Consider the following 13,890-nt stretch of genomic DNA (forward strand, 5'->3'; position numbering starts at 1 on the left):
CATGGCAAACATCCCAACCCAGGTGATCGCCCAGCCAGGCACGGCGATCACCTTCACGGCGGCCGCCGGCGGCGGCGACCACTGCGCGACCGGCAGCGACGTGAAGCTGCTCGTCAAGAACGGGGACGCGTCCTCGCACACGGTCACCCTGGCCACGCCCGGCACGGTCGACGGTGATCTGGCCATCGCGGACCGCGCGGTGACGGTCGCGGCCGGCGCGACGGTGTGCGTGCCGGTCACGGATCGATACAGGGACCCGTCGACGGGCCTGGCGTCGCTCACCTACGACGCGGTGACCGCGGTGACCGTGGCGGTGATCCGCTGATGAACACGGTGAAGATCGTGCACCCGGAGGCGGGCGAGGCGGATGTCCCGGCGTCGGCGGTGCCGCACTGGCGCGCTGCGGGCTGGGTTTCGGCCGACGAGGCGCGAGCCGACCAGGACCAGGCCGAACCGGATCCGGACGACGGCCCACGGAAGAAGGAAGACAAGCCGAGCGGCCGGTCGCGTCGGCGTTCCAACGAGGAGAGTGAGTGATGGCGGCTACCCCGATCACGCGCACCGACCGGTTCTTCGCCAAGAGGCGCAGCCGGATCGTGTTCTGCGCGACCCTGGCGAACAAGAACAGCCCGACCCGCAGCGAGATCAACGCCGGTACCGACCTGACCGGCGAAATCTCGCAGGTCAACGGGTTCAACACCACGTCGAACCTCCTCGACGCCCCGGACTACGGTTCGCCGTTCACCAGCAAGACGCCCGGCGCGATCGAGGCAGCGGACTCGTCCTTTCAGTGCTACCAGGACAAGACGACCCACGACATCCGGGAGCTGCTGCCGCGCGACACAACCGGCTTCGTGATCATCATGTGGGGCGGTGACGTCCCCGGCCAGCTGTGCGACGTCTTCCCGGTCACGGTCAGCTCGACGCCCAAGTCGCTGCCGGACAACGCCGCCGCGGACATCACGATCAACTTCGCGATCACGTCCGAGCCGGCCGAAGACGTGGTGATCCCGGCGTGAGCAACACGAAGAAGGCGGGCCGGCGCGAGCGGCTGCTGGCCCGCAAACGCCCCACGGCCGTCTACCAGCTCGCGGTCGCCGACGACACCGAGGCGAAGGCCGAGCTGGAGGCCGCCAAGGACGCCCTCGAGGTGGCGAAGTTCCGGAAGGACGACAGCGCCGAGCAGGCGGTCGCCGACGCGGAGGAGCGCCTGGCGGCAGCCCGGGAGGCCGTCGAAGCCTGCTACGAGCCGGTGACGCTGGTGGCAATGCCGCCGACGGAGTTCGAGGCGCTCATCGCCGAACATCCGGCTCGCGAGGGCGAGGAGGAGGCGTGGAACTCCGACACCTTCCCCCGCGCGGTGTTCCTGGCCTGCGTGCAGTCCGGCGAGGACGACCCGACGGCCGAGGAGTGGGCCGAACTGGTCGACCGGAGCCTGTCCCAGGGTGAGCGTACGGCCCTGCTGATGGCGGCGCTGACGGTCAACGCCCGCTGGCCCTCAGGGACAGTCCCAAACGACTGAAGGCAGACCCGCAGCTCGAACTCGAGCTGGAGGTCTGCCGCGACTACAAGATCCCCCACAGCGAGTTCCTGCGCTGGGACCAGGAGGACCGCGACAAAGCGATCTGGTCGCATCTACGGGCTCGCCAGACGTGTTCGCAGTGTGGCACCCGCCCTGAGGAGTGGGACCCGGCTCAGGGCGGCGACCGCGCCGCCTACCACCCCGTGGTGAGGGTCTGCCGCGGCTGCCAGGAAGTCGAAGCCCGCATGGCCGCCGTGCCTGAAGAGCAGCGGGTCCGCGGCATGTTCGTCACCTTGATCCGAGAGGAGGACACGCAACATGGCGAATCGCCGTGACCTCACGATCGGTATCGACGGTGACCCGCGCGGCCTCGACCGGGCGTTCGGGGACGCGACGGCCAAGGCCCGCACGTTCGACCGGGAGCTGGAGCGGCTGGAGCGCCAGCAGGCCGCACAGGAGAGGGCTTCCAGCCGGGCGGCCGAGGCGGTGCGCAAGCTCGGCACCGAGGAGGAGAAAGCCGCGCTTCAGGCCCGGAAGATGGGCTCGCAGGTGGAGGCGGCGTCCGACCGTGCCGAGCGTGCGCAGAAGCGCGCGGAGGCTGCCGCGAAGGCGTATGAGCGCGGGCTGATCAGCGAGGCCGCCGCCGCGGCGGCAGCTGCTCGCGCGGCGAAGGCGCTCGAGCAGGCGGAGATCAGGGCGGCGGAGGCTCAGCTGGCCGGGCGGGAGGCCGCCGAACGGATCGCGCGGGCGCACCGAGAGGCCCACAGGGCCGCCCAGGAGCAGGCGGAGCAGGAACGGCAGCTCGCCCGGGATGCGGTGCTGGCGTCGGCGGCTCAGCGGCTCGCGTCACTGAAGGCCGCCGGCGCCGTCAAGGAACACAACGCGGTGATCCAGTCCCTGCGCGGCACCTTCGGCGACGTCGAGAAGATCGGCGGCACGGCGTTCCGCGAGATCGAGCAGGTCACCACCAAGGCGACCTCAGCCGTCGACGACTTCACCAAGAACATCAGCGTCCTCGGAAAGTCCGGGCCAGCAGTCCTCGGGCCGCTGGCCGTGGCGATCCAGCTGCTGCCGACGCTGGCGACCGCGGCCGGCGGCGCCATGGCGCTCGGGCTGGGCGGCGCGCTGTCGCTGATCGCCATCAAGGCCCAGGCCGGGAACGCCGACGTCCGAAACGCCTTCGGCGACACCGCGAACTACATCAACCGGCAGTTCCAGCACATCTCGGCGCCCTTCCACGACGTGCTGCTGCACATGGCGAAGGACGCCGAGACGGCCTTCGATGGCTTGTCGCCCGCGCTGGAAGGCGCGTTCAGCGATATGGCGCCCTCCATCGACGATTTCGCCGCCAAACTCGCCGTTGGGCTGCAGGAACTCGACCCCGCGATCAGCAGTATCGGCCGCGCTTTCTCGCAGACCCTGGACGATCTCGGCCCCGAGATGGGCACGATCCTGCACAACATCAGCGCAGGCGTCGAGTCGATCATGAACGGGGTCGCGGCCAACCCCGGCGCGCTGACCAAGTTCGTCGTGTTCTTCTCCGACCTGGTGCGCTACGCCGGCGCCGCGATCGGATTCATGATCCGCTTCGCCGACGTCTTCAACACCATCTTCAAGATCGCGAACATGTTCGTCTTCGGGCCCCTCGGCATGCTGATCGGCGGCTTCCACGACATCGCGAAGGCCTTCGGCTCCGGCGGCGACGAGGCCACCGACTTCGCCGGCAACGTCCGCACCGCAGGGCAGGCGGCATCCGAGGCCAGAGGCGGAACCTCCGCCCTGGCCAAGGACATGCAGGTCCTCGAGGACCGGACAACGGGCGCAGACGCCAAGGTCAGCGCACTGACCGAACGGTTCCAGAAGCTGCTGGACCCGCAGCTGGCCGTGTTCGAGGACACCGCGAAACTCCGCGACGGCTTCAACGCCCTGGAGAAGGCGCTGAAGAAGTCCCACGGCGCGCTGGACAACCACAACCAGGCCGCCCGCGACGCCAAGGGCGCGCTCGGCGACCAGGTCACATCGCTGAAGGCCTACGCCAACGACCTGCTGTCCTCCGGCGCGAACATCGAGAAGGTCCGCAAGAAGCTGCGGCCGTACATCGAAGACCTCTACAAGTCGGCCGGGGCGAACAAGCAGGCCCGATCCCTCGTCGACGGCTTCGTCAAGGCCCTCGGCCTGGTGCCACCGAAGAAGGGCACGAAGGTCTCGGTGGCCGGGGCGACCAAGGCGAAGAGTGAGCTCCAGGGCATCTCCGACGAGGCGATGAAGACGGAGAAGTACAGCAACCTGAAGTTCGTGCTGCACGCGCTGGACAAGGCCACCGGCGTCGCCCGGAAGGTCGGCGGCGTGCTGAAGTCGTTCGCGCGCAACAACTACCGCGCGGTCTTGACCGCCAAGAGCGCGGTATCGGGGGCCGTCAGCGCGGCGACCGGCGCCTGCCGCACCTTCGCCCGGGGGAACTACCGTGCGCTCTTGACCGCGAAGAATGCGGTCACGTCGGCGTTCAACGCGGTGATGTCGCTGGGGCGGCGCTGGGCGAGCCAGACCTTCAACGCCACGTTCGGCGTGATCAAGAAGCTGTTCAGTGCCGAAGGCGGCTACGTCGGCCCCGAGGCGCTCGGGTACGCCACCGGCGGCCCGGTCCAGCGGTTCCCGACCGGCGGGTCGGTGTCCGGGCCGGGCACGGCCACGAGCGACAGCATCCCGGCGATGCTGAGCAACGGCGAGTTCGTCGTGAACGCCGCACAGACGGCGCGGTTCCTGCCCCTGCTGGAGGCGATAAACAGCGGGTTGGCGCCCGGCCCGTCGACGGCGACGTTCGTCGCATCGGCCCCGGCCTCCTCCGCCGCTCCGCCGGCCACCGCGACGGCGGCCGGCGTGGCCGCCTCGTCGAACCCGCTGGACCTGGGCGGCATCCTGCAGCAGTGGCAGGACGTCGTGAAGCCCGCGACGAAGTCCGACGTCAACAAGGCGATCAAGGACCGCCGCACGCAGGTCGACCAGCTGCGCAACGCCGAGGACGCCCTCGCCCGGGCCCGCAAGCGGCATGACCCGCGCGCCGTCGCGGCCGCCGAGCGGCGCGTCCGCAAGGAGCGCGAGGACCTGGCCGACGCGACGAAGAAGCTGAAGGACGTCGAGGCCCGCTACAACTACGCGAAGATGACGCCGGCGCAGCAGCTCGGCGCGGCGCTCGGGATGAGCATCCGGGACAACGCCGCGTTCCTGAGGAACCTGCAGACGCTGGCCGACCGCGGGTTCGGGCAGCTCGCCCAGCAGCTGCTGGCGATGGGCGGCCCCGAGGCGCAGAAGATCGCCGCGTCCGCGGTGAAGCTGTCGAACTCCAAGCTGTCCGGCCTGCAGAAGCAGGTTGGGCAGGCCCAGCAGCAGCAGGACACCCTCTCGCACCTGAACGACATCCTCAGCGTCCGGTCGGCGATCAAGAACACCAAGGGCGGCATCTCCACCTGGACGGCGCTGCTGAACGCCACCGGGCTGGATCCGGCGTCGCTCGCGGCCGCGGTGAAGCTGATCGCCGGTGACCTCGGCAAGACCGCGAGCGGCAAGGCCCTGCTGGCGGACATGCACGCGCACGGCTACGCGAAGGGCGGCCCGATCGTCGGGCCGGCCGGGATCGACCGTGTCCCGATGTGGGGCACGGCCGGGGAGTACGTCGTCAACGCCAAGCAGACGGCGGCGTACCGGCCCCTGCTCGATGCCATCAACGCCGGAGCGGTCCGGGTCCCTGTCGCCTCGTCCATCCCGGTGCGCGGCGGCGACGGCGCGCGGGCGGGCGCGACCATCCACCAGACGTTCGCCACGCAGGAGATGAACGCCCAGCAGCTCGCCCGCGAAGCGGCCCGCGAGGCCGCCTGGCAGTTGAGGGGGTGACCGGGTGAGCATCCCCGCTGTCGAGCCGCCGATCACCGGCGGCACGACCGGCTACCTGCCGGGCACGGACTTCGGCGGCCTGACCGGCGCCATCGACGACTCGGCCGGCTCCGGCGTCGTCATCCCGCTCGGCCAGGTCGACGACGCCTACGTCCAGTGGCGGATGACCGATCTGACCGGTTGGGACGCGGCCGACCTGGAGGAGAACGCCGAGACCCGGACGGGCGCGGACGGCATGTTTGACGCCCCGAACTACTACGGCGGCCGCACGGTCCAGGTCAAGGGCCTAATCGTCGCGCCGGACGCAGTCACGCTCGAGGCCGCGATGTACCGGCTCGTTCAGGCGGTCCCGCCGCGGCGGCTCGTGACGGTCCGGTTCGATGAGGCGACACCGAAGTACGTGATGGCGCGCCGCTCCGGTCGGCCGATGGTCGGCAAGGTCACCGACCGCACCGCCGAGTTCGACGTGTCGCTGCTCGCGCCGGACCCGCGGAAGTACGCGGTCGATGCGACCTCGGTGACGCTGAGCATCGCGCAGCCCGCGGCCGGGCTTGCACCGCCGTGGACGGCGCCGGTCACGCTTCCGGCGCGTACCGGCGGGTCTGACACGGTGGTGGTCACCAACAGCGGGATCTACGAGACGCAGCCGCTGATCCGCATCGCCGGGCCCGGCCAGGACCTGCAGATCACCAACACCACGACCGGCGCGTTCCTCGCCTACGACGTGCTCCTCGGCGCGACGGACTACCTGCTCGTCGACTGCCACGCCGGCGTCGCGCTGCTGAACGGCACCGCGCCGCGCTCACCGAGTCCGGGCAGCAGCGTCACCGAGCGGTTCGTGATCGTCCCCGGCGACAACCGACTGCAGCTCACCGGCACCGCCACTGACGTCGTCGTCGCGTCCGCCACCGTCCAGTTCAACTCCGCATGGGATTGAGGTACCGATGGCCAACGTCGTAGCGGCCAACCCACCAGCGTGGATGGACGGCATCGCCGTCAACGGCGCGCAGATGCGCGCCGAGGTCCTCGGCGCGATCCTGCCCACCGCCGGGATCGTCCGCGGCCTGAACGCCCAGGCGCTGCCGACACCGGCGATGAAGGTCCGGGTCCCGGCCGGGCTGTGCATGGTTTCCGACGGCCAGAACGGCTACTACCCGGTGCAGCTGGCGACGCAGACCGACCTGGACATCGCCGCGAGTTCCGCAACGCAGGGCCGCTACGACTCGGTGATCGCCGAAGTCGTCGACACCGGCGTCGCCGGGACCGCGCTGTACCGGTTCCGGATCATCACCGGGACCCCGGCGGCGAGCCCGACACCGCCGACCCTGCCGGCGGCGGACCAGCCGACCGCGTTCACGCTGCGGCTGGCGAACGTCTTCGTCCAGGCCAACGCGGAGACGAACGGCTTCGTGCGCGCCCAGGACGTCGCCGTCGTCGCGCCGTCGGCGCTCGTCGTGCCTCGCCCCGTCGAGGTTGCGCAGACGGCCCTCATGGTCAACACCGACTTCAGCACCATCAACAGCTGGGCCGACTTCCCCTCGGGGAAGTGGGCGCCGCTGACGTTCACCGTGCCGCCGTCCGGACAGGTCTACGTCACGCTCAGCGCGAATGTGCAGGGCCACGACGGCACGACCTTCGCGACGGCCTGGTGCTCCTGGCGCGGTACGGGCGGGGGCATCGCCAGCGGGACGGCCAGCAGCCTCACCGACCCGCGGGGCGTCTCCGCCCGCAACGGCTCCCGCACGTACGCCAGCAAGCGCGTGCGGGTGTCCGGGCTGACGCCGGGTGCCAGCGTGACGCTCACCCCGATCTACTTCATCAGCGCGTCGGGCGGTGTTGACGCGAACACGCGGGTGGGCGAGGGCACGCTGATCGTCGAGCCGATCGCATGACCGGGCCCCTGCTCGCCGCCGAGCTGCTGCAGCCGGTCCCGGTCTCCCGACCGGGCCAGTGGCGGTACGCGCTGTACGACCTGCTCACGCGCAGGCAGATCGCCGAGCACATGCCGTTCACGGTCGAGCCCTTCGACCGCTCGCTGACGGAGGCCGGCACCCTGACGGCCAGTCTGCAGACCGGCGATCCCGGCGTGCAGTCCCTGGACCCGTGGGGCCGGGCGGTGCAGCGCCGGACCTCGCTCGTGGTCCTGCGTGACGATGTCGTGGTCGGCGAGTACGTCGTCTGGAATCGCCCCAGCTACAAGGCGTCAGAGAAGAAGATGACGCTGTCGTGCAGCGAGATCCGTTCGGTCCTCGACAAGCATCGGATTTTCCGCCCGACGGACGGCTATGGGTCCCGCAAGACGCTCGAGTTCGTCCAGGCCGACGCGTTCGACGTCTTCCGGGCCCTTCTCGCCGATGCCCAGGCCGCCACCTACCAGGGCTTGCCCGTCGGCGACCTGGCGATCGAGATGGACCCGACGGTCCTGTCCGGCGTGCTCATCGACCGCCGCGACGTGCAGGACCAGGCGACTGCATACCACGGCTACTCAATGGAGTACTACGGGCCGCTCCTCGACGACCTCGCCGACACCGCGGGGTTCGAATGGCGCATCGACACCTTCATCGACTCCGACAACCAGCTGCGGCGCCGTCTCGTCCTGGGCTACCCGCACGTCGGCCGGGGCCCGGATGCCGACAGCCTCACCCTCGAGTACCCCGGCACCATCGCCGACTACCAGGTCGACGACGACGGCGAATCGTCCGCGAACTACGTCGCATCGATCGGCGCGGGCGAGGAAGAAGCCGCCATCTGGGGAGAGGCGTACAACGCTGCGGAGCTCGCGGCCGGCTATCCGCTCCTCGAAACGACGGCCAGCTACAAGGACGACACGAGCCCCGTGATCGCGGCCGGGCACGCCGCCGCCGAGCTGTCGCGCGTCAGCGGTGACGTGCAGCTGTGGAGCCTGGACCTCATCGGGTATCCGGCCGTGGCGCCCGGCGACTACGTGCGGATTCGGATCTGTGATGAGGCGCGCTGGCGCGGCTCGTCCGCGGCCCCGGTGGAGAAGTGGGTGCGGGTCGTCGGCATGAAGATCCAGCCCGCGCCGAAAGAGCGCACGACGTTGACGATCGAGGATCCGCGGGGGACGTCATGACCAGGCAGAACACGCGCCGAGACGAACGGCACGAGCAGAGGTGGAAGGCCGAGATCGAGCGCCGGCTGCAGAAGCTGGAGACGAGCCCGCGCGCCGGGCACACCTCCGTCTCGCACGGCAAGTTCCTGATCCAGGACGGCTCCGGCGGGGCGCATCTCCTCCGCGCCGGGTACCTCGGTGACGACGACGCCGGCGAGGTCCGCGGCATGTCCATGCACCGGCCGTCCGGGGAGTTCGTGTTCTCGACCTGGTCCGGACAGGGCGACGACTCGGGCGGGTTCTGGGGCCTGTACGACAAGGCCACCAACGCGGTCGTCTCCGACGACGTCGTGAGCGGCCAAGGCCTCGCGACGCCGTACATCGGTGCGCCGAACTGGGCGCCGGGCGACCGCAGCAAGTGGCCATCGGTCGACGTGACCGGGACGGCCTACATCACCCAGTGGCGCGGAGCATGGTGGAAACAGCACCCGCGCCTCCACGTCGTCGTCTGGACATGGTCGGACCCAGGGACCAGCGGCGACGTTCAGGTGACCTGCAATGGCGTCTCGGCGACCAAGCCCGTCAGCAGCGGCGACAACGAGATCCAGGACCTCTACCTCACCGTCCCGGGTAATCACCTGACCTGGCAGCAGGTCACGGTCGACCTGCGCCGCACCAGCGGCAGCGGATTCTGCGGCTGCTGGCCCATGGGCGCGTACGGCGTCCAGTCCTGACGACGCACGCAGATCACCCACACCCCAAGGAGGGGCATCCTCGCATGCGGATTTACAACCGCGGATTCCGCGCCGAGAACACCGCTGGTGGCCCGATCCCCGCCGCGCACGTCACCCTCTGGGACGCGCAGACCGGCGGCACGCAGATCACCAGCGGCATCGAGACCCTCGATGGGGCACCGATTCCCGGCGCCGTGCTGATCTGCGACGCATGGGGATACGCCCCGTCGTTCCGCGACACCGAGGACCGGCCCGACATCTGGGCGATCGGCTCGGACACCGGCGTCATCCCCGGCGTCGAACGCGTCCACCTCGAGCCGGACGACACCGACCAGCGTGTGAGCGCCCTGGAGTCAACGGTGAACGGCCCGTCCGGCATCGACTCCCGCCTGTCGGCCATCGAGGCCAGCCGAGGTCAGCCGTCAGGGATCGCCACGCTCGACGACACCGGGAAGGTCGACCCGGCTCAGCTGCCACTCGCCGCCGCGACGTCCGCGCAGGTGAACGTCGCCGACTACGGGGCGGCCGGCAACGGAACCACCGACGACGCCCCGGCGATCCAGGCCGCGCTCGATGCGATCGCCGTGAACACGCCGGGGGCCCGGCTCGTGTTCCCGCCCGGCACGTACCTGGTGAACAGCGAACTGGAGATCAAGTCGAGCATCCACCTCGACCTGAGCAAGGGCGCGACGATCAAGCGCGGGTCGTCGTCGATGCAGTACATCCTGAAGAACTTCAACGCCTCGTACTCGCCGACCCTGTACGGCGGCCGCGGCGGGATCCGGATCACCGGCGGGGTCGTCGACGCTGCCGGTGACGTGCTGACCGGGTCGGTGACGGCGATCATCGTCGCCCACGCGAAGGACGTCCGCATCGAAGGCGTGACCGTGCGGAACGTGAGGGACTGGCACGGCGTCGAGCTGAACTCGAGCCGCGACGGGACCGTGCGCGACTGCATCTTCGAGGGGTTCAACCCGGTCGCGAGCGGGCGCACGATCTCCGAAGCCGTCCAGCTCGACCTCGCGATCGACTCCTCGGCGCTCCCGGGCATCGGGGCCGGCGCCTACGACAAGACCCCGTGCGACAACATCCTCGTCACCGGGTGCACGGCCCGCAGCTACGGGTCGCTCGGGTCGTTCGGCCGGCTCACCGGCTCGCACTCCTACAGCGACAACGTCTTCCACACCAGGATCCGGGTGGTCGACAACTACGCGATCGGGTGCAATGACTACGCCGTCCGCGCCTACAACTGGTGGGACGCCATCGTCGCCGAGAACGAGTTCGTCAACTGCAACGGCGCGTTCATGGCGGACGTGCCGACCACGCCGGTCGCCGCGACCGTCGGCCATGAGGGCTTCGTCTTCTCCAAGAACATCTGCCGAGGCTTGGGCGTGCAGAACGCCGGCGCTGCGGTCCTGGACTACGCCGTCCGCTTCGAGGGAACGGACACGGCCTCGCCGGTGCCGGTCCGCGAGGTGACCGTCAAGGGCAACATCCTCAAGACGGTCGCCAACCCCCAAGGCGCGATCCGGTTCACGAACGTCGGCGACGTCGTCTGCTCGGACAACACCGTCAAGGACGGCACGGGAACGGCGACGCGCGGTATCCACGTGGTCGGCTCGTCGCAGGGCACCTACACCGGCAACAAGATCTCCAGCGTCACCGGCATGGGCATCCAGGTCTACGACGGCGCGAACACCAACAGCGGCTTCTGTACGTTCACCGGCAACACCATCCAGGCCAGTGGCGACGCCGGGCTGCACATCAACTCCACCGCGCCGACCGTAACCGGCAACAACATCAACGGCGTGACCGGCGGTGCCTGCGGCATGGGCATCTGGAACAACGCCTCGAACGCCAGCGTCATCGGCAACAAGGTGGTCAAGGGCACCGGCACCACGACCAGCGGCATCGAGATCCGCAACTCGACGACGCTGATGGCCAACACCGTGCTCGGCGGCTGGACCGCCACCAGCACCGACATCGGCGCATCCGGCCAGAACCTCTACGTCAACGGTGGGTCCGTGTTCCCGACCACCCCCCGCACCTACAACAAGTGCTGAGGGGCGCAACGCCCCGCTCCTTCCCAGCACGTCAGCGCGCTTCCCCTCATCCCGCCTGCCGGCCGAACACACGCACCAGAAGCCTTCTTGACCTGAAGAGATGGGGGTCTGATGGGCGATGAACGGTCCCCGTCCGAACTGGGCCGCCTGGTCGACCGGCACGACGTCGAACTGCGGGAGTTCCGCCGGGACTACATCACCAAGGAGCTCGTGCTCACGATGCTCGGCGGCCTCACGGATCGGGTGCTGCGCCTGGAGCAGGACAAGGCCAGCCGCCGCAACCTCCTGCTCGGCATCGCGGGAACGCTCGTCGGCGTCGCCGCGAGCTCGATCATCACCTGGCTGATCACGAAAGGCGGCGGCCGTTGACCAGGAATGAGGCCCTACGAGGCGGAGCAGCGTTCACCATCCCGGCCGCGCTGGTCATCGGCGCGTCCCTGGGCACCTTGGCGTTGACCGGCATCCATCACGGCGGGTACGGCGGCGAGATCGCGCAGCCTCCCCCAGCCCCAACGGTCACGGTGACGTCGACGCCGGTCGAGAAGGCCCCTGCGCCGTCCTCGCGGCCGTCGCGGACTGCCCGGGCCCGGGAGGTGGTCGAGGCCGCACCCGCGGGGCGGCCGGTGGCGAGCACCGGGCACCGCACGGCGGCCGTCGGCGAGCGCCGCAGCGGCGACAGGTCCAGCCCCTCGAGCAGCGTCCCGCGGCCGGCGCCCGGACCATCGACCAACCCGCCCGCGCAGCAGCCGCCTAGGGGCGGGCTGTCGGCGACGGTGCGGCTTCCGCTCGGCGTGCTGCCGAGCGTCGGAATCACGATCGGAGGATCGAAGTGACCACCCCTGATGACGACCCGCAGTGGTCGGAAGAGGAGATCGACGCGCGCCGTAACGACGCGCCTGCCCAGCAGCCGCCCGTGCTGCCCGGTATCGGGTCCGTCTCCCAGGACCCGGACCTATTCCCCCTCGACGACGAGCGGGAGGGCTGACGGTGGGCACCGCAACCGGCATGATCCGGGTCGGCCGTGGCCTGCTCGGCGTACGGGAACACCCGATGGGCTCCAACCACGCCCCACCGGTCACCGATGAGTACGGCCTCGACGCGGCGTGGTGCGACATGAGCATCACGTATGAGGCCAACCACTCCGACAACCTCGACGCGGTCGGCGGCCGGTTCGCCTACGTGCCCGCGCACGCCCAGTGGTTCCGCTCCCAGGGGCGGTTCCACACCGGCACGAGCGGGATGCAGCCCGGCGACGTCGTCTTCTACAACTGGTCAGGCCGCAAGGGCACGACGGAATGCGACCACGTCGGCCTGTGCGAGCGCGTGCTCGGCGACGGCACGTTCTATGTGCTCGAGGGTAACCACGACGACCAGTTCGAGCGCGTCCACAGGGACGCGACCTACATCTCCGGCTACGGCCGCCCCGCCTACGACAGCACCCCCCAGGAGGACGACGTGCCGACCTACGTCAGCGTCTACAAGACCGACAAGTCCCGCCGCGAGACGATCGACGCGAACGAGTGGCAGACCATCTACTTCGACCACAACGGCTCCGGCGGCGCCGAGCACCACCACGGCGACGGGGACTACCCGAGCATCGCGACCGGCCCGGCCGACTACACCGGCGACGTCACCCTCGTCATCGAGGGCTTGCCGGAGGGCACGCCGGGGCAGGCCCGGCCGCTGTACGTCAACGCCAAGACGAACGCGATCGAGAGCCGCGGGCAGAACATCACCGAGTTCCTCGGCAGCGCCGGGAAGACGTACGTGCGGGTGCCGCTGACCGGCTACGTCGGCGACGGGCAGAAGCTCCGCGTGGAGGTCACGCACTTCGGCGCGGCGGAGGTGAAGCCGACGGTGACCGGCGGCGAGGTGCACCTGCAGGTCTGGGAGCGTAAGTGAGCTGCAGGTTCCTGCGAGTGCTAAGGCCTAAGAGCGGCATCTACGTCGTCAACGAATCCACGCTCGTCACGGACGCGGACGTGCGCGCGTGGACGACGGCGTGCGCGAAGCAGATCCGCGAGCACGTCGCGCCGGCGTATGGCAAGACGCCGGTCCGAGTGCAGTTCCTGTCGAGGACCTCCCACGCCCCACGCGGCGCGTGGGTGCTCGTCGTCCTGGACGACGCCGACCAGGCCGGCGCGCTCGGCTACCACGCCGAGACCGCCGACGGGCGGGTGTACGGCCGGATCTTCGCCCGGCCGTGCCTGCAGTACGGCGTGGCGGTGTCCACGACCGGCAGTCACGAGATCGTCGAGACGTTCTGCGACCCAGACGTCGACCAGTGGCGCGACACCGGCCGCGGGTTCGCCGTGGCGTATGAGGCCGCGGACCCGGTGGAGGGCGACAGCTACTCCATCGACGGCGTGCTCGTGTCCGACTTCGTGCTTCCCGCCTGGTACGGCGGAACGAACGGGGACGGCTCGACCCGGACCCGCTGGTGCACGGAGGCGGGGCCGCTGCAGCCCTTCGAGCTCGCGCCGGGCGGCTACTACGTGCGGCGCCTGCCCGACGGCTCGGAGGAGCAGGTGTTCGGCAAGGCCGCGAACCGCGGCTACATCGCCGCGAAGCGGCACCAGCTGGCGCGCACGCGCCGGAGAGGAATCTGAC

The 13,890-nt window shown here is 70.0% G+C and carries 15 protein-coding genes; all 15 read left to right on the forward strand.

Features of this window, described 5'->3' with window-relative positions:
- Position 1 precedes the first annotated feature (1 nt).
- The 15 genes from NE235_RS10705 to NE235_RS10775 all read left to right on the forward strand — a co-directional run bounded on the left by NE235_RS10705 (position 2) and on the right by NE235_RS10775 (position 13,889).
- Positions 2-325, forward strand: coding sequence for a hypothetical protein (locus tag NE235_RS10705; protein WP_252801323.1), 324 nt, complete (start codon positions 2-4; stop codon positions 323-325).
- Positions 325-537, forward strand: coding sequence for a hypothetical protein (locus tag NE235_RS10710; protein WP_252801325.1), 213 nt, complete (start codon positions 325-327; stop codon positions 535-537). The genes NE235_RS10705 and NE235_RS10710 overlap by 1 nt, the downstream gene beginning before the upstream one ends.
- Positions 537-1,019, forward strand: a complete 483-nt coding sequence (locus tag NE235_RS10715) for a phage tail tube protein (RefSeq protein ID WP_252801328.1) — start codon at positions 537-539, stop codon at positions 1,017-1,019. The genes NE235_RS10710 and NE235_RS10715 overlap by 1 nt, the downstream gene beginning before the upstream one ends.
- On the forward strand, positions 1,016-1,522 hold the full coding sequence (locus NE235_RS10720) for a hypothetical protein (RefSeq protein ID WP_252801330.1): 507 nt from the start codon (positions 1,016-1,018) through the stop codon (positions 1,520-1,522). Before NE235_RS10715 ends, NE235_RS10720 begins: the two co-directional genes overlap by 4 nt.
- Before the next feature lie 318 nt (positions 1,523-1,840).
- The gene (locus NE235_RS10725; protein ID WP_252801332.1) at positions 1,841-5,410 is read left to right on the forward strand and encodes a hypothetical protein; all 3,570 of its coding nucleotides are present in this window, start codon (positions 1,841-1,843) and stop codon (positions 5,408-5,410) included.
- Positions 5,411-5,414: 4 nt separating this feature from the next.
- Positions 5,415-6,347 (forward strand): phage distal tail protein, encoded by a 933-nt coding sequence (locus NE235_RS10730; RefSeq protein ID WP_252801334.1) that lies wholly within the window; start codon positions 5,415-5,417, stop codon positions 6,345-6,347.
- Positions 6,348-6,354: 7 nt separating this feature from the next.
- Positions 6,355-7,302 carry a hypothetical protein gene (locus tag NE235_RS10735; RefSeq protein WP_252801336.1) on the forward strand — a complete coding sequence of 316 codons (948 nt, stop codon included), beginning with the start codon at positions 6,355-6,357 and terminating at the stop codon, positions 7,300-7,302.
- Positions 7,299-8,504, forward strand: coding sequence for a hypothetical protein (locus NE235_RS10740; protein ID WP_252801338.1), 1,206 nt, complete (start codon positions 7,299-7,301; stop codon positions 8,502-8,504). Before NE235_RS10735 ends, NE235_RS10740 begins: the two co-directional genes overlap by 4 nt.
- Positions 8,501-9,217 (forward strand): hypothetical protein, encoded by a 717-nt coding sequence (locus NE235_RS10745; RefSeq protein ID WP_252801340.1) that lies wholly within the window; start codon positions 8,501-8,503, stop codon positions 9,215-9,217. The genes NE235_RS10740 and NE235_RS10745 overlap by 4 nt, the downstream gene beginning before the upstream one ends.
- 44 nt (positions 9,218-9,261) lie before the next feature.
- On the forward strand, positions 9,262-11,280 hold the full coding sequence (locus NE235_RS10750) for a glycosyl hydrolase family 28-related protein (protein ID WP_252801342.1): 2,019 nt from the start codon (positions 9,262-9,264) through the stop codon (positions 11,278-11,280).
- Positions 11,281-11,391: 111 nt separating this feature from the next.
- Positions 11,392-11,649 (forward strand): hypothetical protein, encoded by a 258-nt coding sequence (locus tag NE235_RS10755; RefSeq protein ID WP_252801344.1) that lies wholly within the window; start codon positions 11,392-11,394, stop codon positions 11,647-11,649.
- Complete coding sequence (locus NE235_RS10760) at positions 11,646-12,113, forward strand: hypothetical protein (protein WP_252801345.1); 468 nt, start codon at positions 11,646-11,648, stop codon at positions 12,111-12,113. The genes NE235_RS10755 and NE235_RS10760 overlap by 4 nt, the downstream gene beginning before the upstream one ends.
- Positions 12,110-12,265, forward strand: a complete 156-nt coding sequence (locus tag NE235_RS10765) for a hypothetical protein (protein WP_252801347.1) — start codon at positions 12,110-12,112, stop codon at positions 12,263-12,265. The genes NE235_RS10760 and NE235_RS10765 overlap by 4 nt, the downstream gene beginning before the upstream one ends.
- Positions 12,266-12,267: 2 nt before the next feature.
- Positions 12,268-13,182 carry a CHAP domain-containing protein gene (locus NE235_RS10770; RefSeq protein WP_252801349.1) on the forward strand — a complete coding sequence of 305 codons (915 nt, stop codon included), beginning with the start codon at positions 12,268-12,270 and terminating at the stop codon, positions 13,180-13,182.
- A 17-nt stretch (positions 13,183-13,199) separates the two neighbouring features.
- Positions 13,200-13,889, forward strand: coding sequence for a hypothetical protein (locus NE235_RS10775; protein ID WP_252801351.1), 690 nt, complete (start codon positions 13,200-13,202; stop codon positions 13,887-13,889).
- The last annotated feature ends 1 nt before the right edge of the window (position 13,890 follow it).

The organism is Actinoallomurus spadix (assembly GCF_024055725.1).
Classification (GTDB): domain Bacteria; phylum Actinomycetota; class Actinomycetes; order Streptosporangiales; family Streptosporangiaceae; genus Actinoallomurus; species Actinoallomurus spadix.

Excerpts from the sequence above, each read along its gene's own strand:
- NE235_RS10705 (WP_252801323.1), top strand. The coding sequence starts at position 2 with ATGGCAAACATCCCAACCCAGGTGATCGCCCAGCCAGGCACGGCGATC.
- NE235_RS10710 (WP_252801325.1), top strand. The coding sequence starts at position 325 with ATGAACACGGTGAAGATCGTGCACCCGGAGGCGGGCGAGGCGGATGTC.
- NE235_RS10715 (WP_252801328.1), top strand. The coding sequence starts at position 537 with ATGGCGGCTACCCCGATCACGCGCACCGACCGGTTCTTCGCCAAGAGG.
- NE235_RS10725 (WP_252801332.1), top strand. The coding sequence starts at position 1,841 with ATGGCGAATCGCCGTGACCTCACGATCGGTATCGACGGTGACCCGCGC.
- NE235_RS10735 (WP_252801336.1), top strand. The coding sequence starts at position 6,355 with ATGGCCAACGTCGTAGCGGCCAACCCACCAGCGTGGATGGACGGCATC.
- NE235_RS10740 (WP_252801338.1), top strand. The coding sequence starts at position 7,299 with ATGACCGGGCCCCTGCTCGCCGCCGAGCTGCTGCAGCCGGTCCCGGTC.
- NE235_RS10745 (WP_252801340.1), top strand. The coding sequence starts at position 8,501 with ATGACCAGGCAGAACACGCGCCGAGACGAACGGCACGAGCAGAGGTGG.
- NE235_RS10750 (WP_252801342.1), top strand. The coding sequence starts at position 9,262 with ATGCGGATTTACAACCGCGGATTCCGCGCCGAGAACACCGCTGGTGGC.
- NE235_RS10755 (WP_252801344.1), top strand. The coding sequence starts at position 11,392 with ATGGGCGATGAACGGTCCCCGTCCGAACTGGGCCGCCTGGTCGACCGG.